This window comes from Myxococcus xanthus (assembly GCF_006402735.1).
Lineage (GTDB): Bacteria > Myxococcota > Myxococcia > Myxococcales > Myxococcaceae > Myxococcus > Myxococcus xanthus_A.
The window spans coordinates 2,661,955-2,683,829 of the sequence record NZ_CP017174.1; the positions used below are offsets into that span (position 1 = coordinate 2,661,955).

The following is a 21,875-nucleotide window of genomic DNA, read 5'->3' on the forward strand; positions in this document are numbered from 1 at the left end:
GCCCATCGCCAGCCTTCGTGCCTCAGGCGTCAGGGGGCGGGGGCGTGCCGCAGCGCCATGCGCAGCAGCAGCCAGGCCTCGGTCTCGTCCCCCATCGCGAGGCCGTGGCCCGGCGTCAGCGCGTCCCGCCCGCTGGCCGCACCATGTCGATGTGGGGAATGCCGTCCTCGTCGTAGACGTCGCCCTGCGTCTGGAAGCCGAAGCCTTCGTAGAAGCGCTGGAGGTAGTGCTGGGCCCCGATGTGGATGGCGGCCTGTGGGTACAGGCTGTCCAGCCGGGCAATGCCACGTGCCACCAGCTCGCGCCCCAGCCCCAGGGCCCGTGCGCGGGGCGACGTCACCACGCGGCCCAGGCTGCTCTCCTGGGGATACTTCACACCGGGAGGCAGCACCCTCAAGTACGCGGCGAGCAGCCGGGTACCCTGCGACTCCGTGTGGAGCAGCAGGTGTTCCGCGCTCCGGTCGAAACCGTCTACGTCCTGGTAGATGGAGCGCTGCTCCACCACGAAGACTTCCTGTCGCAGGGCGAGCACGTCGTACAACTCGTCGAGGGACAGCGCCTGGAAGGACTTCCATTGCCAGCGTCGCATGAGGAGGGCGTCTAGCACGGGTAAGCGTGCGGGGCCCTCTTCGGCGGATACCCGGCGCGTGTCCCATCCTTCATTGTACGCTCGGCACCGTGATGACGAATGACTCCGCGCCTGGACGCCGCTCACGCCGCGTGGTGGCCGTCACCGTGGCGACGCTGCTCGCCGCTGGACTCGCGGAGCTCGCCCACCTGCCTGCCGGGGCGTTGCTGGGGGCGATGGTGGTGTCGATCGCCGCGTCGCTGACGCTGTCCGTGCACGTCCCGGTGCCGCGCCGGGGGCTGCTGGTGGCGCATTCGGTGCTGGGGGGCGCGCTGTGTTCGTCCTTCTCTCCGGAGGCCTGGAGCGCGCTCGCGGACAGCTGGGCCGTGTCACTGGGCGCCGTGGTGGGCGTCGTGGCCGTGGCGCAGGGCGTGGCGTTGGTGTGCGCGAAGCTGGGCTACCTGGACCCGCGCACCGCCACCTTGGGGCTGATGCCGGGGGGCGCGTCCGCGATGGTGGCGCTGAGCGACGAGCTGGGCGCGGACGCGCGGCTGGTGACGCTCTTCCAGTTCATGCGCCTGTGCATCGTGATTCTCGTGGCCGTGGTGGTGGGGCGGTGGGCGGGGGACACGCCGGACGTGGCGGTGGCCCGCGCGGCGGACCTGCCGGGCTCGCCGCCACCGCTGTGGGCATGGCTGACGACGGCGGCGGTGTCCGCCGTGGGCAGTGTCCTGGGGCTGCGCTTGAAGTTGCCGGCCGGTGCCTTCCTGGGGCCCGTGTTGCTGGGCATCCCCCTCACGGCGCTGGGCCTGCCGGTGGGCGCGTGGCCTCCGGGCCTCCTCCCGTTGGGCTTGTGGGTGCTGGGCGTGCGCGTGGGCAGCCAGTTCGATTCCTCGGCGGTGCAGGAGCTGAAGCGCGTCGCCCACGTCGCACTGGCGGCCTCGGTGGCGATGGTGGTGGGGTGTCTGCTGCTGGCGTGGGGCTGGTCCGCCGCCACGGGCGTGGACCTGCTCACCACCTACTTCGCGACGTCTCCAGGCGGCGCCGACTCCGTGCTGGCCATCGCGCTGGGCACGCGTGCCACTTTGTCCGTCGTGCTGGCGGTCCAGGTGGGACGGCTGCTCTTGATCTTCCTCGTCGCGCCGACGTTCCTGCGCAGGCTGTCTCCCGCCCGGCACGCGTGAGCACCCCGCTGGCCAGGCTGGCAGGCGTGCGTGCCTGAGCGAGCGGGGGCAGGTGTGCGTCCGGCGGGGCCCAGGCGAGGGCGGACGTCCGGCGCGGCCAGGGACGCGCGGTTAGTATGTAGGCCGCGATGACTGCCCCGCACGATGCCCTGTATGTCCCCAGCCTCGCTCCGAGCGTGGAGGCGCTGGCCTCATTGCTCACGCGCCGCAGTACGGTGGTGCTCACCGGGGCGGGATGCAGCACCGAGTCAGGCATCCCCGACTACCGGGGGCCAGGGACGCGGGCACGGGCGCGCAACCCCATCCAACATCGCGAGTTCCTCACGCGTCCCGAGGTCCGGGCGCGCTACTGGGCGCGAAGCCTGATGGGCTGGCCGCGCTTCTCCTCGGCCCGGCCGAACGCGGCGCACGCTGCGCTGGCGGAGCTGGAGCAGGCGGGCCATGTCCGAGGCCTCATCACCCAGAACGTGGACGGGCTGCACCATGCCGCTGGCAGCTCACGGGTGATTGAGCTGCATGGCGCGCTGGCCCAGGTCCGCTGCCTGGCGTGCGGCGCGCAGGAGGCGCGCGAGGCGTTGCAGGCGCGGCTGCTGTCGCTCAACCCTGGCTTCTCCCACGAGGTGCTGGAGCTGCGTCCGGACGGTGACGCGGACCTGACCTCCGAGCAGCTGTCGTCCTTCCAGGTGCCGGCGTGCCTGGTGTGTGGCGGCACGCTCAAGCCGGACGTCGTCTTCTTCGGCGACAACGTGCCGGTTCCCACCGTGGCGTCGGCGTTCGCCCTGTTGGAGGAGGGCGACGCGCTGCTGGTGGTGGGCTCTTCGCTGGCCATCTTCTCCGGCTACCGCTTCCTGGTGCGCGCGTCCGAGCGCCGGATGCCCATCGCCATCCTCAACCTGGGGGAGTGCCGGGGCGTGGAACTCGCGGACGTGCACCTGGAGGCCCGGGCGGGAGATGCGCTCCCCCGGCTCGCGGCGGCACTGGTCCGGGGCTGACGGGCCACGCGGCGCTCACTTCACGTCGTAGACCTTGCGGACCGGACTCCCTCCTCGCTCGATGTCGAGCTCGAGGTGCGGAGCGCCCCGCAGCAGCATGAAGGCCTCCAGGGCTCTGTCGGGCGCGTCGAGCGAGACGCCATTGATGCGTCGGAGCACGTCACCAGACTGAATGCCGAGCTGCTCGTAGAGGGAGCCCTTCTTGATGGAGAAGACCTTGAAGCCCTGGGGCTTGCCGTCGCGGAAGGCCGGCACCACACGGGCCTGGGTGAGAAGGCCGTCCATATTGGCAAGCGCGTCTTCGACAGCGCGGCGGGACACCTCATAGGTGTGCTCACCCACCGCGCGGACGCCCGTCTGCGCGGGCCCGACGTTCGCCAGGGCCGGGGAGGGAGAGACGCCGCCATGGCGGTCGGCGCGGATGAACTCCTCCCGGCCGTCCACCAGGAAGGTGATGCGCTCGCGCTCGATGGAGACGACGCGAGCGCCCTGCAGGTCGTCACCGGTCATCACGCTGCGGATGCGCTTCGCGTCGAGGTCCTCGATTGAGGCGAGCGACCACTGCGAATCATGCGCCACCAGGGTGCCGAGCAGCTTCAGCCGCAGGGACGTGTTCATGGCCGTGCCGCCACCAGAGGGCGGCGCCTGCTCCGGCGATTTGTCGAGTGTCAGTCCTGTGTGCTTTGCCAGAAGACTGCCTTCCAATGCCGCGCGGGGGCGTGAGGCAGCCTCTGCCGGTAATGATTGCTCATCCCACATGTTTGAGATGCGTGGAGTGAGTGCGAACTCCAGGAGCAGGTTGGTCGTGCTCGCCAGGAGCAGCATGGCGAGTGCGATGAATGTCGTGGTGACGAGCCAGAAGTACTTCCGGAGTGGGTTGGCCATGGCCGAGTGCCTTTGCGTTCGGGAGTGACACGCGGCCCTTGAGCAAGCACGAGGCCAGGGTCTGGGCGGGGCCGCGCGCACTCTGATGGCGTTGCCCGCACGGGACTCACCCAGCCCTCCCTGTCACGGAGGTGCGATGTGTGGGTGACAGGCTGTCACGGCGCTCTTTGACAGAAGTGTCACGCGTTGCGCGGTGCGTCGCGCGTTGTTGGGTGTTTATGGAAATGAACAGAAATGACGGACAGGCGTGTCCTGTCAGATTTGACAATTTCGATACCAGTGTTTGTCTGGGGATGAGGCAACTTCGTTTCGTCACGGGCGAGAATCGTGAATATCCCCCGCCCCAACGCCGCATCGGGTGACGAAAGGTATTGGCCTTGAAGACCCATTCCGTTCGCAGTGGCGACACCCTGAACGCGCTGGCCCGCAAGTACAACACGTCCGTCTCCGCGTTGGCCCAGGCCAACAACATCACTGACCCGAACAAGATTCGTGCGGGCCAGAAGCTGACCATTCCGGACACGTTCGAGAGCGCGCCCACGCGGGGTGGTGACACGACGGGTTCCGGCACGGCCAACCGTCCGGCGGGCGGCGACAACTTCACCCCAGCGGCGACGACGACGCGCGCCGCCAACGGTCAGGTCCGCGACGACGACGGCCGGCAGTTCCCCACGTCCCGTGACGGCACGCCGCTCTACAAGCAGGGCGATGCGCAGTGGGGCTCGCGGCGGCTGGGCACCGGTTCGAGCCTGTCCGCGGCGGGTTGTGCCATGACGGCCACCGCCATGGCGGTGAGCAAGATCACCGGGAAGACCATCAACCCAGGGGAGATGGACACGTACCTGGACCGCAACAACGGCTACTCGGGCAACGCGCTCAAGTGGGGCTCGGCGGCGGCCATGGGCGGCCTGGGCGCCGCGAAGCAGGCGTGGAACCTGGACACCATCAACCGGCAGGTCGACGCGGGCCGGCCGGTGGTCGTGGGCGTGGACTACAAGGCGGGCAGCGGTGGTGGCGCGAACGGCACCGACCACTGGATCACCATCACCGGCCGTGGCACGCAGAACGGCAAGCCCGTCTACTACGCGAACGACCCGGCCACGGGGAAGGAGATCACCCTCAACGTCCAGGGCAACCGTCTGTCGGGCGGCCCCCAGGGCTACAAGACGACGGGTGAGCTGGTGACCTTCTCGGGCGGCAACCCGCGTCCGGGCAACACGAAGGGTGGTGGTGGCACGGGCGGCGTGGGCTCCCAGCCGCCGCCGACCTCGGGCGGCTCGGTGAAGGGGATGAAGCTGCCCGCGGGTGACCTGGAGAAGGGCGCGCGCGGTCCCGCCGTGGAGCAGCTCCAGCAGGCGCTGGTGAAGGGCGGCTACATGACCCAGGCCGAGATGAACACGGGCCCGGGCGTCTTCGGTCCTCGCACGGAGTCGGCGCTCAAGGAGTTCCAGGCCGCCAACAACGTGAAGAACACGGGCTACTACGGTCCGCTGACGCGCGCGGCGTTCTCGAAGCTGGGCGCCACCGTGGCCAGCGGTGCCGGCGCCACCAACGGCACGGGTGGAACGGGCGGTACGCAGGGCACGGGCAACGCGGGCCCCGCGAAGGGCAACAACGACCTGAGCGGTTTCTCGTCGAACAAGTACGACAACCTCATCAACGAGATGTCGCAGAAGTACAACGTGCCCGCGCGCCTCATCAAGGCGGTCATCCAGCAGGAGTCCACCTTCAACCCGAACGCGAAGTCGGGCGCGGGCGCGGTGGGTCTGATGCAGCTCATGCCGGCCACCGCGCGCGAGCTGGGCGTCACCAACCGCACGGACCCGCGCCAGAGCATCGAGGGTGGCACGAAGTACCTCTCGCAGCAGCTCAAGCGCTTCAACGGTGACGTGCGGCTGGCGCTCGCCGCCTACAACGCGGGCGCGGGCAACGTGAACAAGTACGGCGGCGTGCCTCCGTTCAAGGAGACGCAGGACTACGTGCGGAAGATCACCGGCTGGTACAACGGCGCCGGCCCCGCGTAGCGCACCGCGACGTGCCGCGACTTCGGCCCGGCTCCCTACGTGGGCGCCGGGCCGTCGTCTTTCCGGCGCTCAGGGCGTGGGCCAGAAGGCGGGCGCGTAGACGTCCGGCACGGACACCACGCGCTGCTGCGTCTTCGGGTCCCAGACGGTGGCCGCCGCATAACCTCCGTAGGAGGTGACCAGCAGGAGTCCCCGGTCGAACTGGAAGCCCAGGTACGCGTCCGGCTCCGTGAGGTCCTTCAAGGACAGGCGCTGGTCTCCACGGGCCCAGAGCAGGGGCTGTCCAAGCACGAGCATGGGGCCCTCCTGGCGTGCCCGGTAGTAGAGCGTGCCGTCCGGGCCGGGCAGCTCCATCCACCAGCCCGCTCCCTCGCTCCCCGACTCCTGCGCATTCAGTTCCTTCGCCATCGTCGGCGCGGCCTTGCTGCCAGGAATCCGGGTGGGCAGTGAGGCCGTCCATGTCGGCGTGAGGGTCGCCTCCGCTTCGAGCACGCCGTACTCGGAAGGCGAGTCCTCCTGGAAGCGGGCCGCCTTGATCTCGATGCGCTTCCAGCCGCCGTCCTCCAGGCGATAGGCCATGGCCAGTCCCGGCACGCCCTTGCCCTTCGGAACGGGGAAGCTCTCGCCATCGAAGGTGATGGGCCCCTTCGATTCAGAGGCCAGGACGACGATCGCCACCGGTCGGCCCTGCGCGTCGAAGCCGACGCGCAACACAGAGGGCTCGTTGGGGTTTCCGGCGCTGTTTCCTCCGGGCAGGGACTTCAGGTCCAGTGGCTGCCCGGACTTCGCGGCGACGTCCACGCGCCAGGCACGCGGGACCTCCCCTTCGCCCGAGGGCCACGTGAAGAGGAGTCCCTGCTTGCCATCCGGACTCCATGACACCGAGGACCTGTCGCAATAGGCGTCGAAGCGGAAGACGCGGGTGGCCGTGCCCTTCAAGGGCTGGCGCATCCATTCGCAGTGTTCGGCGTCCTCGGTGGGTTTGAGGTAGCCGAGCTCCGTCTGTGCCTCGGCGGGGGGCGGAGCGGGCTTGGGCGGAGGTGCGGGCACGGCCTCCGCGCTGGGCGCTGCGGCGGGGGCAGGGGGCGCGGCCGGCTTGTCCTCCTTGTTGGACTGACAGCCCAGGAGGGCGACGGCGGCGAGCAGGGCGGAAGGGGTGCGGAACCGATGCATGGAATACCTCGGCGGTGCGGGCCTTCGAATGGGGGAGATTGTGCACGGCGCGGAAGCCACGGAACAGGACAGATGCCGCGATAGGCTCCGCGGCATCATGCCGAGCCCCACCGAGTCCGCCTCGCCCCCTCGCCGCTTCCATGCCGAGTCCCTGATCCACATCCAGCGGCACTTGCTGGCGTCCCTCGGTGCGGGGCCCGTCACCATCGAGGTGCCAGACCCGGACCTGGGCAGGGGTTGCTACCCTGGCGAGCGTGTGGGCCCGTCCGGCGCGCTGCTCCATCGGCCCCTGCGCAGTTGGTGCGACCTGGCGGAGGGGCTCGCGTGCCGGCTGCTCACGCCCCGAGCGGTGGATGCGACGCACATCGCGCTGACCTTCGAGCGGCTGGGGCCCGAGGCGCCCTGGCACGCGGGGGGCCAGGCGGACGGAGCGGTGTCACCGCAAGAACGCTACGGCGCGGCCTCCGCGTTCGCGCGCCTGCGCAAGCTGGAGGACGCGGGCTTCCTATTGCCCTGGCTCGAAGCGCTTGGGCGCATCCGGTTGCCAGCGTCCGCTCGCGTGCTCGACCTGGGCGTCAATCGCGGGGATGAACTGGCGGCGTTCTCGTGGCTCGAGGAAAGCCCGGACGTGCGCTTCGTGGGGGTGGACCACAGCGCCAGCGCCATTGAAGAGGCGCGCGCTCGCTTCCCCGATGCTCGGCATCGCTTCGTCGTCACCGACCTCAATGCGTTGCCGGAGGACCTGGGACGCTTCCACCTGGTGGTGTCCGTGGGCACGCTGCAGAGCCCCGGTGTGGATGACCATGCGCTGCTGCGCAAGCTCGTGCAGGAGCACCTGGAGCCGAGCTCGGCGCTGCTGCTGGGCTTTCCCAACTCTCGCTTCCGGGATGGCGAGGTCGTCTACGGCGCGCGGGTGCGGAACCTGCGCGAGCCTGACCTGTCGCTGCTGGTGAAGGACCTGTCCTTCTACCGCCGCTATCTGCACCAGCACGGCTTCCGCACGTTCCTGGGCGGCAAGTACGACCTGCTCCTCACGGCGGTGCGGGGCGCGGGCGGCTGACCACGGCTTGCGCCGCCCGCGTTCCGATTGAGGCGCGTCGACTCAGGACGGTCGAGGCTGAACGGCTGGGCTGGGGACGTGCCCAGCGCGCACCACGAAGTCGCCAAAGCCTTCACCGGGCTGTCGCTCGCGTGCGTAGCCTTCGAACAATGGCTCCAGCGCGGCGAGGATGGCGTCCTCGTCGATGTTCTCCCGGTAGAGGCGGTTGAGGCGCTGGCCTCGCGCATCTCCGCCCAGGTGCAGGTTGTAGCGGCCCGGCGCCTTGCCCACGAGTCCCACCTCCGCCAGGTACGGCCTCGCGCAGCCGTTGGGGCACCCGGTGATGCGGAGCAGCAGGTTGGCGTCCTGCAGGCCATGCGCCCGCAGCCGGTCCTCCAGCCGTCCCACGAAAGCGGGCAGGTAGCGCTCCGCCTCCGCCATGGCGAGCCCGCACGTCGGCAGCGCCACGCAGGCCAGCGCGTTGCGGCGCACGGGGCTGGCGCTGCGGAAGCTGTCCAGTGCGTGCGCCGTCACCAGTGCGTCGATGGCGTCGCGGGCCTCGGGCGTAACACCCGCGATGACGAGGTTCTGGTTCGCCGTGAGACGGAAGTCCCCGGTGTGGATGCGCGCGATCTCCCGCAGGCCCGTCAAGTGCGCGGCGCCGGGCCGGTCCGCCACGCGGCCGCTGTCCAGGTGCAGCGTCAGATGCCACCGGCCGTCATGGCCTTCCGTCCACCCGAAGCGGTCTCCGTTGTGCTCGAAGGCGAAGGGGCGCGCCAGCTGGAGCGCGAAGCCGAGCCGCTTCTCCAACTCCGCCGTGAACCAGGGGACGCCGCGCTCCTCCAGGACGTACTTCAGGCGCGCGTGCTTGCGGTTGGTGCGGTCCCCGAAGTCGCGGTGAATCTTCACCACCTCCTCGGCGACGGCGAGCGTCTGCTCCGGCGGGATGAAGCCGACGACGTCCGCCAGCCGGGGATAGGTGGCCGCGTCACCGTGCGTGGCGCCCATGCCGCCGCCCACGGCGACGTTGAAGCCCACGAGCGCGTCGCCCTCGATGATGGCGATGAAGCCCAGGTCCTGCGCGAAGACATCCACGTCGTTGAGGGGCGGCACCGCCACGGCGGCCTTGAACTTCCGGGGCAGGTACGTGGAGCCGTAGATGGGCTCGTCCTCACCGCCGGCCACCTTCTCCTTCCCCAGCCAGATTTCGAAGTAGGCGCGCGTCTTCGGTAGCAGGTGCTCGGAGATGCGCACCGCCCACTGGTACACCGTCTCGTGGACGCGCGAGTCCACCGGATTGGGGTTGCACAGCACGTTGCGGTTCACGTCGCCGCAGGCGGCCAGCGTGTCCATCATCGCTTCGTTGATGCGGGCGATGGTGGGCCGGAGGTCGTCCTTGATGATGCCGTGAAGTTGGAAAGCCTGCCGCGTGGTGATGCGCAGCGTGTGGTTGGCGTGCTCGCGTGCCAGGGCGTCCATCGCCAGCCACTGGGCCGGTGTGCAGACGCCGCCGGGCAGGCGGGTGCGGAGCATGAAGCTGTAGTCGGGCTCCAGCTTTTGCTGGCGTCGCTCCTCTCGCAGGTCGCGGTCGTCCTGCTGATAGCTGCCGTGGAACTTGATGAGGCTGGTGTCCGGCGTGGCGAGGCTGCCCGTCACCGGGTCCTTCAGGCTCTCCGCCAGACTTCCCCGGAGCAGGCGGCTCTGGGTCTTGATGTGCTCCACTTCGGAGAGCGGCTTGGGCTGGTGGCTCATGTCGTTGCTCGCAATCGGAATGGGTCAGTAGACGTCGCGCAGGTAGCGCCGCTGCTCGCGCAGGGACTCGAGCCAGGCGTGCGCGTCCTCGCGGCTCTTGCCGCCGTGGGTGGAGACGACGTCCACCAGTGCCTCATGGACATCGGGGGCCATGCGCTGGGCGTCGCCGCACACGTAGAGGTGGGCGCCGCCTTCGAGCCATTCGTAGACGTCACGTCCGGACTCGCGCAGCCGGTGCTGCACGTAGACCTTCTGCGCGCGGTCCCGCGAGAAGGCGAGCGACAGCCGGTGCAGCGTCTGCTTCTTCAGGGCCTCCTGCCACTCCGTCTGGTAGAGGAACTGGGTGCGGAAGTGCTGCTCTCCAAAGAAGAGCCAGTTGCGGCCCTTCGCTCCGGTCTCCGCGCGCTCCTGGACGAAGGCCCGGAAGGGCGCCACGCCGGTGCCAGGGCCAATCATCAGCACGTCCTTGTCGCCGTCCTCCGGCAGCCGGAAGCGTTCGTTCGGCTCGATGAAGACGCGGACCGTGTCGGTGCCGGCCGTGCGCGTGGCCAGGTGGTACGACGCCGCGCCGAAGTGCCGCAAGTCGAAGGCCGTGTAGTCCACCACCGCCACCGTGAGGTGCGCCTCTTCACCCACGCGCTTGGAGCTGGAGGCAATCGAGTACAACCGGGGCGTCAGCCGGCGCAGGGCCTGGACCAGCTCCGTGGCGTCCCAGGTGGCCTTGTGGGCGCGGAGCACGTCGATGACCTGATGCCCCGCCAGCAGCGCGCGGAAGGACTCGGCGCGGCTCGGTTCGAGCACTTCGCGCAGCGCCGCGCTGCCGGACAGCCTGGCGTGCCGCTCCAGGAAGGGGCGGTTGAGCTTGGTGATTTCCAACTCGTCGCTGAGCCAGCGCGCCAGCGGGAGCGTGCGGCCCTCACGGGTGACGGCCGCTTCGCCGTCGAGGCGCAGCTCGGACAGGAAGGACGCCACCAGCTCCGGCGGATTGTGGGGCCACACCCCCAGCGCGTCGCCAGGGGCGTATTCCAGCCCGGAGCCCGCGAGCGACAGCTCCAGGTGCCGCACGTCCTTGAGCGCGCCGCGCGCGGTGATGCGCTGGTTGAGCAGCACCTCCGCGGTGTAGGGCGCTTCCTTGGTGAACGCGGGCGCGGCGTGCGGCTCCCGCAGCGGCACGACGGTGGCCGTCACCGTCGCCTGCGGAGTCAGTGCTTCGCGCGCCAGGGTGAAGGCCTGGTCGAGCCAGCCCTTGGCCACGGGCTCGAAGTCCACGTCGCAATCGGCGCGCTCCAAGAGCCGGCTGGCGCCCAGCTCCGCGAAGCGGACGTCGAGCAGCCGGCCCACTTCGCAGAAGCGCGGGTAGCTGGAGTCTCCCAGCCCCAGCACGGCGTAGCGCAGCCCCTCCACCCGAGGCGCGCGCTTGCCGAGGATGAACTCACAGAAACCGCGTGCGTCGTCCGGCGGGTCGCCATCTCCCTGGGTGCTGATGACCACGCAGAGCAGCTTCTCCTTGGCCAGCTCTCGCACCGGATAGTCACTGGCCCGGAACAGCCGCGTGGCGAGTCCGGCGGACTCCACCTGGTGCTTGAGGCGCTCGGCCAGGAGGCGGCTGTTACCTGTCTGCGTCCCGTAGATGATGGTGAAGGGAACAGCGGGCGAGGCCACGGGTGCGGGCGTCACCGGGACGACGGTGGCCTGGGGCGCACGGACGGCCAGTCCCGCCGTGTAGCCGCTCAGCCAGTTCAAGGCGGAGGTGTCCAGCCCCTCCACGAGCTTGAGCAGCAGGGTGCTCTTGTCCTCACCCAGCAGCGCGTTGATGAACGGGGACGCATGGGTGGCAGGGGATGCGCTCATCGTGCGGCCTCCCGGAGGGTGAGGATTTGGTCGAGGTGTTGCTCCAGGTCTTCGCTAGCTTCCAGCTCCAGCCACGCGGCGCCGGCATCGCGGGCGTCCGCGCGCAGGGCCCGGCGTGTCTGGGGCGTGTCGGAGTGGACCAGGGCCACCAGTCCCGCCGCCGCGAGCGCCAGTGCCACCTCCACGTCACCGGGGGCGGTGGCGACATGCCAGCCCAGGTCGAACAGCCGGCGCTCCAGCTGGAATGCGCGTGAGCTGGCGTCCGGCGTGGCGGGCAGCAGGACGATGGCGCCGGGCTGGCCCAGCCGCCCCCGCCGCTCGGGCTGCGTGACGAGCGAAGAGGCCACCTCGCCCTTCGCCGAGTCCTCCACCGGCCCCAGAACCATGCCCGCGCCCACCGTGTCGTGGGTGAGCGCGTCGATGATGATGAAGGCGCCCGTGCGGCGGTTGTCGCGGTACGGGTCGGTCAGCAGCGGCCGACGGCACACCACCCGCACCCGGCCGATGTCGTTGAGTGACAGGGACTCGGCGGGTTGCTCGGACAGGTCCGCCAGTTCCTTGCGCCACAGCACCCGCTCGATGTGCGCGGGCGCGGTCCGTGAGGCCTGCTTCACCAGGTAGCGGCGGGAGCAGTCCAGCGGCTGTTCTCCGAACCACACGAGCATCGCGTCGAGCTGGTGAAGCGACAGAGGCGCCTGGTCCACGTGGGCCAGCACGTCGCCTCGGCTGGCGTCCACTTCGTCCGCGAGTCGCAGCGTGACGGACGCGGGGGACGCGGCCTCCTCCAGCGGTCCGTCGAAGGTGTCGATGCCCGCCACGCGCGTGCGCCGCCCGGAGGGATGGACCTGGATTTCATCCCCGACGCGGACGGTGCCGGAGGCAATCTGTCCCGCCAGCCCTCGGTAGTCCTGGTGGGGCCGGAGCACGTACTGGACGGGGAAGCGGAAGGGCGCGTCGTCCTGCCGGCGCTGGTGGGGCAGGGACTCCAGCCACGCGAGCAGGGTGCCGCCTTCATGCCAGGGCGTGCGGGCGCTGGGCCGGGTGATGTTGTCCCCCCGGCTGGCGCTGACGGGGAAGAGCCGCACGCCCTCGAAGCCGAGCGCGTGGGCGAAGTCCACCAGCTCGGTGCCGATGCGCTCGAAGGTGTCCCGGTCGAAGCCCGTGAGGTCCATCTTGTTCACGGCCACGGCGAGGTAGGGAATGCCCAGCAGCGAGGCGATGTACGCGTGGCGGCGCGTCTGCGGCAGCACGCCCAGTCGCGCGTCCACCAGGATGACCGCCGCGTCCGCCGTGGAGGCGCCGGTGGCCATGTTGCGCGTGTACTGGATGTGGCCCGGCGTGTCCGCGACGATGACCTTGCGCCGCGCGGTGCTGAGGTAGCGGTAGGCAACGTCGATGGTGATGCCCTGCTCACGCTCGGCGCGCAGGCCGTCGGTGAAGAGGGAGAAGTCCAGCTCCTCTTCGTCCGCGCCGGCCGCGGCCTTCAGGCCCTGGACCAGCACCTCGGAGGGCACGGACACGGCGGCGGCCCGCTTCGCGCTGGCCTTCCGCACGGCGGAAATCTGGTCCTCGAAGAGCCCGTCGCACTCGTAGAGGAGCCTGCCGATGAGGGTGGACTTCCCGTCATCCACGGAGCCCACCACGACGAGCCGGAGCAGCTCCCGGGCGGCATGCTGGTCGAGCAGTTGCTGCAAGCCGGTGTCCATTAGAAGTAGCCCTCGCGCTTCTTGAGCTCCATGGAGCCCTCTTCGTCGTGGTCGATGAGCCGGCCCTGCCGCTCGGACTGGCGGGCGTTCACCATCTCGTGGATGACGGTCTCCACCGTGGTGGCGGAGGACTCGATGGCGCCGCTGAGCGGGTAGCAGCCCAGGGTACGGAAGCGCACGCGCCGGAGTTCGGGCTTCTCCCCGGGTCGCAGCCGCATGCGCTCGTCATCCACCATGAGCAGCGTGCCGCCCCGGTCAATGACAGGACGCTCCGCCGCGAAGTAGAGCGGCACCACGGGGATGCGCTCGCGCAACACGTAGTGCCACACGTCCAGCTCCGTCCAGTTGGACAGCGGGAAGACGCGCATGCTCTCGCCCGCGTCGACGCGGCCGTTGAAGAGGTTCCACAGCTCCGGTCGCTGGCGGCGCGGGTCCCACTGTCCGTGCCGGTCCCGGAAGGAGAACACCCGCTCCTTGGCGCGGGACTTCTCCTCGTCGCGCCGCGCGCCACCGAAGGCCGCGTCGAAGCCATGCGCCGCCAGCGCCTCCAGCAGCGCCTGCGTCTTCATCGCATGGGTGTACTTCTGGCTGCCGTGGTCGAAGGGGTTGATGCCCTCGGCCAGCGCGCGCTGGTTCCGGTGGATGATCAGGCGCAGTCCGTGGCGCGCCACGAAGGCGTCCCGGAACGCATACATGTCCCGGAACTTCCAGGTGGTGTCCACGTGGAGCAGCGGGAAGGGCAGGGGCGCGGGGTGGAAGGCCTTGCGCGCCAGGTGCAGCAGGACCTGGGAGTCCTTGCCGATGCTGTAGAGCATCACCGGGTTGGCGAACTCGGCCACCGTCTCCCGGAGGATGTGGATGCTCTCCGCTTCCATCTCCGACAGGTGGGACGCCCGCGCGAACGTGTGCTCACTCATGACCGCCCTCCGCCACGCGCGCTGGCGCGTGTCCATGCTCCGAGGTTCCTTGCGCCACCAGCGAAGGCAGGCGCCCGCGCAGCGAGACGACCTCGCCCACGATGAGCAGCGACGGCGAGCCGAGCGCGTCACGCGTCGCCGCTTGGGCGATGTGGCTCAGCGGAGCCTCCACCACCCGTTGATGCTCCCACGTGCCCGCCTCCACCACGGCGGCCGGGGTGGACGCGGAACGCCCCGCGCCGACCAGCGCGCGCACCGTCTCCTCCAACCGGCTGCCCGCCATGTAGAGGACCAGCGTCTGGGCCTTCGCCAGGAAGTCCCAGTCCGGCGCGCTGCCGCCTCGGTATGCGGTGGCGAACGTCACCGCGCCGGAGACACCCCGGTGCGTGACGGGAATGGCCGCCGCCGCGGGCACGGCTGTCCCTGCGGTGAGGCCAGGCACGACTTCATAGGGGATGCCCGCCTCCTCCAGCGCGAGCGCTTCCTCGCCGCCGCGGCCGAAGACGAAAGGGTCACCGCCCTTGAGCCGCACCACGCGACGCCCCAGCAGCGCCTGGGCGATGAGGGTGACGTGAATCTCCTCCTGGCTCACGGAGTCGCCGCCGCCCTCCTTGCCCACGTAAATGAGCCGGGCGTGGGGCCGCGCATGCTCGAGCACACCAGGGTGGACCAACCGGTCATGAACGACGGTGTCCGCCTCCTGGAGCACGCGCGCGGCGCGCAAGGTCAACAGCTCCGGGTCTCCCGGACCCGCGCCGACCAGGAACACTCGGCCTCTCGTCTGCTCTCTCATCGTGTCTCTCCAGGAAGCTTCGAGTGCTCCAACTCCGCGCGGAGCCGAGCCCAGGCGGCCTTGCGCTCGCCTCGCTCCAGCAGCGCGCCGATGTCTCCCACCGCCACCTGCTTCAGCAGTCGCTGGCGCGCTTCGCCTCGGGGCAGGTGCTCGCGGAGCCAGCTGCTGAGTCGCGCCAGCCAGATGTGGTGTCGCGTCACCTGGGCGGTGAGCGTCTTGCGCAGGTGGCTGGCGAGCGCGGGGGCCCGCCCCGCCGAGGACACGGCGACGGTGATGGGGCCGCGCCTGCCGACGGAGGGCAGGGTGAAGTCACACAGCGCCGGTTCGTCCGCGGTGTTGACCCACAGGCCCAGGTCTCGGGCTTCGGTGGCCACCTGCCGGCCCACGGCCACGTCATCCGTCGCCGCGAGCACCAGGTGATGGCCGCGCACGTCGCCGGCCTCGTAGGAACGGGGCTGCCATTCCAGTCGCCCAGCGGCTGCGAGCCGCCGCAGCGTGGCGGTGGCCTCCGGCGCGATGACACGCAGTCGCGCGCCGGCGTCGAGCACCGCGAGGGCACGGCCCTCCGCGACGGCGCCGCCGCCCACCAGCAGGACGGAGCGTCCCTCGAGTCGAAGGCACACGGGATAATCCAGGGCGTGTGAAGGCATGGCGCGCTTCATCGGACCGGGTGGAGGCCGCACTCGCGGTTCTCCGCGGACTCCCACCACCAGCGGCCCGCGCGCTCGTCCTCGTAGGGCTTCACCGCGCGCGTGCAGGGCGCACAGCCGATGGATGGGTAGCCACGGTCATGGAGCGCGTTGTAGGGCACGCTCTTCGCACGGACGTAGGCCCAGATGTCCCGGCTGCTCCACCTGGCCAGCGGGTTGAGCTTGAGCAGCCCATGCGCGCTGTCCACCTCCAGCGTCGCCACGTCGGTGCGGGTGACGGACTGCTCACGGCGCAGTCCCGTCACCCACGCCTGTTGGCCCGCGAGCGCGCGCGACAGGGGCTCCACCTTGCGGATGGCGCAGCATTCCTTGCGCGCCTCCAGGCTCTGGCGAAAGGAGAAGTAGCCCTTCGTGGACTCCAGCGCCTCCACGCGCGCGCGCTCCGGGAAGTACGTCTCCACGGTGACGCCGTAGCGCTTGCGCACCACCTCCATGAGCTCGTACGTCTCCGGGGGCAGGCGTCCGGTGTCGAGCGTGAAGAGGCGCAAGCTGGGCGCATGCTGGCGCGCCAGGTCGATGAGGACCATGTCCTCCACGCCGAAGCTGGAGGCGATGGCCGCGCGCGCGCCGAAGCGGCGCTCGGCCCAGGCGAGGAGGTCCTGCGCGGGGGCGTCCTTCACTTCGGCGGCTTCGGCGAGCAGGGCCGAGGCATGGGACTGCGGGGGCGACATGGTGACTCCAGGAAAAGAAAAGGCCCGCCTCTTTCGAGGGCGGGCCGCACGAGCAAGAAGGTTCGAGAAGGACGCGCTACACGCTTCTCGATGCTCGGCACCCGCCTGCGGGGGGACACTCGGGACACGCACGGCACAGACAGCACGCACCACCCGTGGCACAGGCGTCATCACCCCCGGCGGGGAGCACGGGAGAACGGGGGACACGGGCGTCGGCGGTGAAGGTCATGGGCGAGCGGTGCAGGGCTGGGTAAGGAAACGAAAACGGCCCGGTTCCTGGGACAGGAGACCGGGCCGGGAAGAGCGCGAGGAGGGAGGCTTGGAAGGGCTTCCCCTATGCGCGTCAACAACCCAGGTCCGGCTGACGACAACACGTACACGACGGACAGCAGCGGCTGGCAAACGGCGCGGCGGTCGGTGTGTGGGAGTGCGTCATCGCGAAGACCTACGCTAGCGGCTGTTTCAGGCGCGCGTCAACCGGTCGGCCTCGATGTGGCATGCGGGGCTGGGACGGCCCGAGGGGACGTCCGCTCGTCCGCCCGTCTGGGGGGCGGGACACGGCGCCAGCGGGTGAACGTCCGCGCAGACCTTGGAAGGAGGCGGGGAGGCGAGCCCTCGTTGCCCATGCGGCAGCGGGCATCACCTTTGCGGCGAGCCGGATTCACCCGTCACCCATGGAGGCCATCGATGGCGAGCACCAACAAGGACGTCGAGACGCTCAATTCGTTCCTGCGCGGCGAAATCTCCGCCGTGGAGACCTATCGTCAGGCGATCGGGCACGTCTCTGACGGACTGGCCCGTGACGCGCTGGAGTATTGCCAGCACGACCACGAGCACCGGGTCGAGGAGATTCGCGAGCGCATCCTGAGGATGGGCGGTGAGCCCGTGGAGAGCTCTGGCATGTGGGGCACCTTCGCCAAGCTGGTCCAAGGCGGCGCGGACGTCCTGGGCGAGAAGGCGGCCATCCAGGCGCTGGAGGAGGGCGAGGACCATGGCCTCTCCGACTACCAGCGCGACGCGGACCAGGTGCATGGCGAGAATCGACGCTTCGTGCGGATGGAATTGATTCCCGCGCAGAAGCGGACGCATGAGCGGCTCAGCCGTCTCAAGCGCACCCTTCACTAAGCGCGTGCCGCGCGGATGCGCGCCGGCCGGGTGTCTCGTTCCGGGCGCCCGGCCGGATTTTTCTCAACCCGTGCGACACGACACCGGCTTGAATCTCCGGGCATCCCGCCCGTCTCAGGCCACGCGCGGCGCCCTGAACCCTCCCCAGACGGGGTGTTGGAGCTTGTGCGCATGGCATGCGATACCTGGGGGGCTCGTCGCGTTTAGGGAGGCGGAGCATGTCGCCGGACCGCGGTTCATCGGAACGGGAGCCACGCCCGCAGCAGGTCTCAGGCGAGGAAGCCCGGACCGTGCCCGCGACCTCCACCTCGCTGATGGACGCCAGCCATGCGGGGACGCTGAGCGCGGGTTGTGAAGCCCTCTTCCGCTCCACCGAGACGACGCTCCAGTGGGCCTGGCGGGTGCTGAAGTGCGCGAAGGCGGGCCCGGGCGCGGGCCCCCTGGCCATGTCCGCCCGTCAGTGCGCGCTCGAGTTCCTGGACCGCGTCCCGCCCCATGTGCGCCGCGGCGTAGCGGAGCTCCTGGGGTACAGCAGCCTGTGGCAGGCGGTGTGTACGCGGCTGGGACGCCCGGTGGCGCGCTCCAACGAGGAGCTGCTGCATGAGCTGGGCGAGGACCTCCAGGTCCTGCTCCACGGCGCCCAGGCGCGTTTGGGGACCGCCGCCGCGCTGGAGCAGGGGCTCCTGGTCCACCTGGGCCGGCTGCGCGATTCCCGCCGGGGGGAGCCGGGCGCGCCGCTGGAGCTGCGCGCGGCCCTGGACGCCTTCACCCACTCCCTGTCCGAGCTGATGACCGCGGCCAGCGCCTACCGCCGCGCGTGGGAAGCCGCCGAGACGGAGCTGTCCGAGTCCGCCGCGTGGCTGGGCGCCGGAGACCCGGGTTTCTGCTCGTGGATGGCGGACCACCTGTCAGAGACGGTCTTCGCGTGGCGCAACGCCCAGGCCTCCGTCCGCATGCTGCGCGAGCTGGGCGAGCTGTCCCAGCAGCCGTAGCCGGACGCCTGCCTCACGCGTCCACGAGGATGCGGTGCCGGTAAAGCTCCAGCAGGACGTCCTCGGACAGGTCCGCCTGCTTGTTCTCGCGCAGGTGCTGGCGCACGGCGTCCACGGGCTCGCGTCCGGTGAAGTCGACGAGCAGGCCATAGGCTTCACCGGGCAGGGCCACGGCGTCGTATTCGCTGTAGGCGCCCAGGGCCACGCTGCCGTCCTGCATCCACTGCACGGTGGCATCGGGGTTGAGCTTGAGCGTGCGCGGCAGCTGGGGCGCCACGGCGGTGTGGTGGAGCTTCTCCAGCGTCTTCAGCTCGATGGTGCCATCCAGGCCCAGCAGCTTCTCCACGCCGTCCGGGGGCAGCGCCTTCACCAGGCGGTAGCACTCCCGGAAGTAGTCGAGCTCGAGTCCTTCGTAACCCTTCCACAGCGCCGCGTAGGCCTTGGCGGGCGGCGCGGTGTCATCCAGGTCCTCCACGGTGAGCGGCCCGGGCTGCGTCTCCGCGCGGTCCCTGCCGGACAGCACGTAGTCGGGGAGGAGCTGGAGCGCCGTCCAGCGTGACAGCTGGATTTCGGCCAGCGTCAGGTACGTCTTGAGGGACATCCAGAACTTGCGGCCGTCCGCGCCCGCCACGTACTTGCAGAAGAAGGTGGAGCAGACGGCTTCGCGGTAGGGCCAGATGGTGCAGCCGCCGCTGTCCGCGGAGAAGTAGCCGCAGCGCAGGGACGCGGCCCGGCCGAAGAACTGGTGGCCGTTCTTGTAGAGGAGCTGGAACTTGGCGGGCGGCTTCACCCACTGCGGCGTGACGCCCACGCGGCTGGCGACCTTCGCCTCCATGCGGCGCCGGCCCTCCGCCAGTTCGGGGCGGTCATCGGACAGCAGCGCGCCCACCAGGTAGTTGGGCAGGCGCGGTGAGTACGTGCAGCACTTGGTGTCCGGCCGGAACATGCGGCTCACGCCGTCCACGGAGTCGACGGCGCCCTGCGCGGAGTCCTGGCTCATGGCGCAGTTCGAACAGGTGGCCTTGCTCTCCTCGGGAACGTCCTGCCGGAAGAAGTCAGGAAGGAGGTCGCGGTAGAGAAGGGGAAGGCTGTCGAGCAGGCGTGGCATGGCGACTCCGGGAAGGTGTCCACCGACGCGCCGGACTCACCGGCGCGGGCTTTCTTCCCGGAGCCTGACGAGCGGAACGACGCGTCGAGCGGCCTAGAAGTAGCAGATGGAGTCGAAGCTGCAGTAGCCCTGACGGTCTCCGCACTGACAGTGGTAGTCATCCGCACAGAGCATCGTCGGGCAGAAGGGGCCACCCGGGCCGCCGGTGCCGCCGCCCGTTCGATAGGTGTACTCGCACACGGAGTTCACGCAGGTGGCCGTCTGCGCGCTGGGACACGCGTTCGCGCACTGCCAGTCCTCGTCACAGAAGGATTGGAAGCAGATGGCCAGCGAGGACTCCGTGCTCGCGCTGTTTTCACAGAGTTCCTCGGGCTCGGAGCTGATGGGGTCGGCCGCCGCGACGGTCGCGAACGTCAGCAGCAGGGCGGCACTCCAGGCGAAGGGACGGCGGATGAGAGACATGGATGCTCCTGCGCCGACACCCCGGGCGGGAGTGCATGGGAATGTCGGGCTGTCAAAGAATACCAGGAGGCATCTGGGGTGAATGCAGGCGTGCTTGCTCGCTTGCATTCAATGGCAGACATTCTTGCCGGCCGACGTGGCACGTCGCGCGAAGATTCCGTCCCGGCTGATGCGCTGTGTGTCACGCCCACTGCGTGAGCTTCCCATGCGCTCCGTGAGGGGTCGCCTTCGTGAGTCGTGTTTCACCCGCGCAGGCAGGTCAAAAAGCGTGGCTGTAAGTGAAATGGCGCAATGACCTGATGGTACAGGTGGCGTGTCCGGTAGGCTACGCAGCCAATGCCGTGGGTCATCCCCCCGTTGACCACTCGGAGGTGTGCCATGGACGGATCCGGTCCCCTCCCGTTTCCGGATGAAGCCCAGGACGTTGACGTCATCGGACGCGTGCATGCGGCGTTGACGCATCAGTTTCCACACCTGCATCCCGTGGCGCGTCATGCCATCAGCGGGCTCGTGCGTTTCTGCGACGGGTGGCGGCGGCTGTTTCCGGCGCGGCGGCCGACCCAGGTGGTGCCCGCGCTGACGACGTGGGAGCAGTTCCTGACGACCGAGCCCCGCTCGCGCCGCATCATGGTGACGGTGCAACCGTTGGGCGTGGAAACGGACGGCGGGACGTGGGCACCGGTGCTGTTGGCGCGTGTGGCTCGCTGGTACCGCGACAGCCGCGGCGTGCGCCGGCAGAACCAGCCCCTGGACGTCTGGGTGGCGCGCCTGGGCCGTGAAGGCTCCGATGCACGCCAATGCGCCCAGGACGCGGACGTCCTCACCGCCGCCATCACGTGCGAGGACGGTGGGCTCCAGGTGGTGCGTTTGTCCCTGGACGACGCGGCGCTGACGCCTGATGCGGTGGCGGCGTTGCTGGCACGCACGCCCAGCCGCTCGCTGGCCGAGGCACGCCGGGATGGCTTGTTCCCGCAGGTGCTGGTGGACCGCGCCTCGCGAGGCGACAGCGCCTGGACGTCCCACCTGCTGACGTCGAGTGCTTGGTTCGGTGCGAGAGTGGACGCGGCGACGGGCGCCCTGGAGCTGAGCTTCGACCACCTGGTGATGGATGGCACCGCGATGGCCGAGCTCTCGCTGGCGGCCTCGGAGGGGTTGCCGCGCAGGGCGGGGCGCGCGGCGCCGGGCGAATGGCTCACCGGTCCCGAGGAGCCGTCGCCGCTGCTGCGAGTGGAGCTGCCGGAGGGGCTCGACTTCCGGAACCTCACCTGCGCGATGCTCCAGGCGGTGCAGCGGGCCGGCGAGGGCGTGTTCCCCGTCGACAATCCCACGCTGCTGGTGCCGGTGCTGCCCGCGTCGCCGCACACCGTGGCGCGGAAGTGGCGGCGCATTGGTATCGCGGTGGTGCCCTCGCGGACGCGCACAGGGCCGATGACGCCCTCTCACGTCGCGCACCTGCTGGAGCAGACGCGGCGGGGCGGCGGCGTGCTGGAGGACATCTTCACCACGTTGTACTCACCGACGCTGCCGTGGTGGATGCCCTCCCTCACCACGCACGGCTTCGCCTTCACACCCTTGCTGCGGCAGGTGCCCGCCGCCCTGGGAGGCAATGCCCTGCTGTCCAAAATCACCTTGGAGGTCGACGATGATGAAGCGCTGGCGCGGCATTCCCCGCTCTTCTTCAACACGATGCGGCCGCTGTGTGCCGTGGGGGGCGGCGTGGCCCTCTGCGTGACGGAGGTCCTCCACGCGACGCCCTCGGGCGTGCGCAAGCGCTTCTTCGCGGCGCTCGCGGGCAGTGGTGCCCTGGGCATGCGCGAGAAGCTGCTGGCCTTCCGGGATGTGCTCGTCGCGGAGGCCGTCAGCAGGGCCCGGCCGCGACGTCCGGCACTCCCTTGAATCTTCCTGGTCTTCCGTCACGAGAGC

19 protein-coding genes are annotated in these 21,875 nt (G+C 70.0%); 7 read left to right on the top strand and 12 right to left on the bottom strand.

Going from position 1 to position 21,875, the window contains the following annotated elements:
- Positions 1-115 precede the first annotated feature (115 nt).
- On the bottom strand, positions 116-589 hold the full coding sequence (locus BHS09_RS11315) for a GNAT family N-acetyltransferase (protein WP_174258725.1): 474 nt from the start codon (positions 587-589) through the stop codon (positions 116-118).
- Between the two features lie 89 nt (positions 590-678).
- On the opposite strand from BHS09_RS11315, the gene BHS09_RS11320 reads away from it, so the two are divergent.
- A complete protein-coding gene (locus tag BHS09_RS11320; RefSeq protein ID WP_140797873.1) occupies positions 679-1,752 on the top strand; it encodes an AbrB family transcriptional regulator in 1,074 nt (357 codons plus the stop codon).
- A gap of 128 nt (positions 1,753-1,880) precedes the next feature.
- Positions 1,881-2,744, top strand: a complete 864-nt coding sequence (locus BHS09_RS11325; RefSeq protein WP_140789608.1) for an NAD-dependent protein deacetylase — start codon at positions 1,881-1,883, stop codon at positions 2,742-2,744.
- A gap of 15 nt (positions 2,745-2,759) precedes the next feature.
- Here BHS09_RS11325 and gspC read toward each other — a convergent pair whose 3' ends face one another.
- Positions 2,760-3,629: a type II secretion system protein GspC gene (gspC, locus tag BHS09_RS11330; RefSeq protein ID WP_140797874.1), complete on the bottom strand. Its 870-nt coding sequence runs from the start codon at positions 3,627-3,629 to the stop codon at positions 2,760-2,762.
- A gap of 377 nt (positions 3,630-4,006) precedes the next feature.
- Here gspC and BHS09_RS11335 point away from each other — a divergent pair, with 377 nt between their 5' ends.
- Positions 4,007-5,653, top strand: a complete 1,647-nt coding sequence (locus BHS09_RS11335) for a transglycosylase SLT domain-containing protein (RefSeq protein WP_237078236.1) — start codon at positions 4,007-4,009, stop codon at positions 5,651-5,653.
- A 69-nt stretch (positions 5,654-5,722) separates the two neighbouring features.
- On the opposite strand, the gene BHS09_RS11340 is transcribed toward BHS09_RS11335, so the two are convergent.
- Complete coding sequence (locus tag BHS09_RS11340) at positions 5,723-6,826, bottom strand: hypothetical protein (protein WP_140797875.1); 1,104 nt, start codon at positions 6,824-6,826, stop codon at positions 5,723-5,725.
- A 97-nt stretch (positions 6,827-6,923) separates the two neighbouring features.
- On the opposite strand from BHS09_RS11340, the gene BHS09_RS11345 reads away from it, so the two are divergent.
- Complete coding sequence (locus BHS09_RS11345; RefSeq protein WP_174260520.1) at positions 6,924-7,886, top strand: class I SAM-dependent methyltransferase; 963 nt, start codon at positions 6,924-6,926, stop codon at positions 7,884-7,886.
- Between the two features lie 42 nt (positions 7,887-7,928).
- Here BHS09_RS11345 and cysI read toward each other — a convergent pair whose 3' ends face one another.
- From cysI to BHS09_RS11380, 7 genes are read right to left on the bottom strand one after another with little or no spacing between them, the layout of a single operon-like run.
- Entirely contained in the window at positions 7,929-9,617 is a 1,689-nt protein-coding gene (gene cysI / locus BHS09_RS11350; protein WP_140797876.1) for an assimilatory sulfite reductase (NADPH) hemoprotein subunit, read from the bottom strand.
- Positions 9,618-9,641: 24 nt separating this feature from the next.
- Positions 9,642-11,468 carry an assimilatory sulfite reductase (NADPH) flavoprotein subunit gene (locus tag BHS09_RS11355; protein ID WP_140797877.1) on the bottom strand — a complete coding sequence of 609 codons (1,827 nt, stop codon included), beginning with the start codon at positions 11,466-11,468 and terminating at the stop codon, positions 9,642-9,644.
- Positions 11,465-13,174, bottom strand: a complete 1,710-nt coding sequence (locus BHS09_RS11360) for a sulfate adenylyltransferase subunit 1 (protein WP_140797878.1) — start codon at positions 13,172-13,174, stop codon at positions 11,465-11,467. The genes BHS09_RS11355 and BHS09_RS11360 overlap by 4 nt, the downstream gene beginning before the upstream one ends.
- On the bottom strand, positions 13,174-14,091 hold the full coding sequence (gene cysD / locus BHS09_RS11365) for a sulfate adenylyltransferase subunit CysD (protein WP_140797879.1): 918 nt from the start codon (positions 14,089-14,091) through the stop codon (positions 13,174-13,176). The genes BHS09_RS11360 and cysD overlap by 1 nt, the downstream gene beginning before the upstream one ends.
- Positions 14,084-14,884, bottom strand: a complete 801-nt coding sequence (gene cobA, locus BHS09_RS11370; RefSeq protein ID WP_140797880.1) for a uroporphyrinogen-III C-methyltransferase — start codon at positions 14,882-14,884, stop codon at positions 14,084-14,086. The genes cysD and cobA overlap by 8 nt, the downstream gene beginning before the upstream one ends.
- Entirely contained in the window at positions 14,881-15,546 is a 666-nt protein-coding gene (locus tag BHS09_RS11375) for a precorrin-2 dehydrogenase/sirohydrochlorin ferrochelatase family protein (RefSeq protein ID WP_140800659.1), read from the bottom strand. The genes cobA and BHS09_RS11375 overlap by 4 nt, the downstream gene beginning before the upstream one ends.
- Complete coding sequence (locus BHS09_RS11380; protein WP_140797881.1) at positions 15,543-16,265, bottom strand: phosphoadenylyl-sulfate reductase; 723 nt, start codon at positions 16,263-16,265, stop codon at positions 15,543-15,545. Before BHS09_RS11380 ends, BHS09_RS11375 begins: the two co-directional genes overlap by 4 nt.
- Before the next feature lie 687 nt (positions 16,266-16,952).
- Here BHS09_RS11380 and BHS09_RS11385 point away from each other — a divergent pair.
- Complete coding sequence (locus BHS09_RS11385; protein ID WP_140789628.1) at positions 16,953-17,390, top strand: DUF2383 domain-containing protein; 438 nt, start codon at positions 16,953-16,955, stop codon at positions 17,388-17,390.
- A 290-nt stretch (positions 17,391-17,680) separates the two neighbouring features.
- Positions 17,681-18,382: a hypothetical protein gene (locus tag BHS09_RS11390; RefSeq protein WP_237078237.1), complete on the top strand. Its 702-nt coding sequence runs from the start codon at positions 17,681-17,683 to the stop codon at positions 18,380-18,382.
- Between the two features lie 13 nt (positions 18,383-18,395).
- Here BHS09_RS11390 and BHS09_RS11395 read toward each other — a convergent pair whose 3' ends face one another.
- Positions 18,396-19,490 carry a hypothetical protein gene (locus tag BHS09_RS11395; protein WP_140797882.1) on the bottom strand — a complete coding sequence of 365 codons (1,095 nt, stop codon included), beginning with the start codon at positions 19,488-19,490 and terminating at the stop codon, positions 18,396-18,398.
- A gap of 93 nt (positions 19,491-19,583) precedes the next feature.
- A complete protein-coding gene (locus BHS09_RS11400; protein ID WP_237080322.1) occupies positions 19,584-19,952 on the bottom strand; it encodes a hypothetical protein in 369 nt (122 codons plus the stop codon).
- A gap of 378 nt (positions 19,953-20,330) precedes the next feature.
- Between BHS09_RS11400 and BHS09_RS11405 the strand changes: the two genes are divergently transcribed.
- Positions 20,331-21,848, top strand: coding sequence for a hypothetical protein (locus BHS09_RS11405; protein ID WP_237080323.1), 1,518 nt, complete (start codon positions 20,331-20,333; stop codon positions 21,846-21,848).
- Positions 21,849-21,875: the final 27 nt, after the last annotated feature.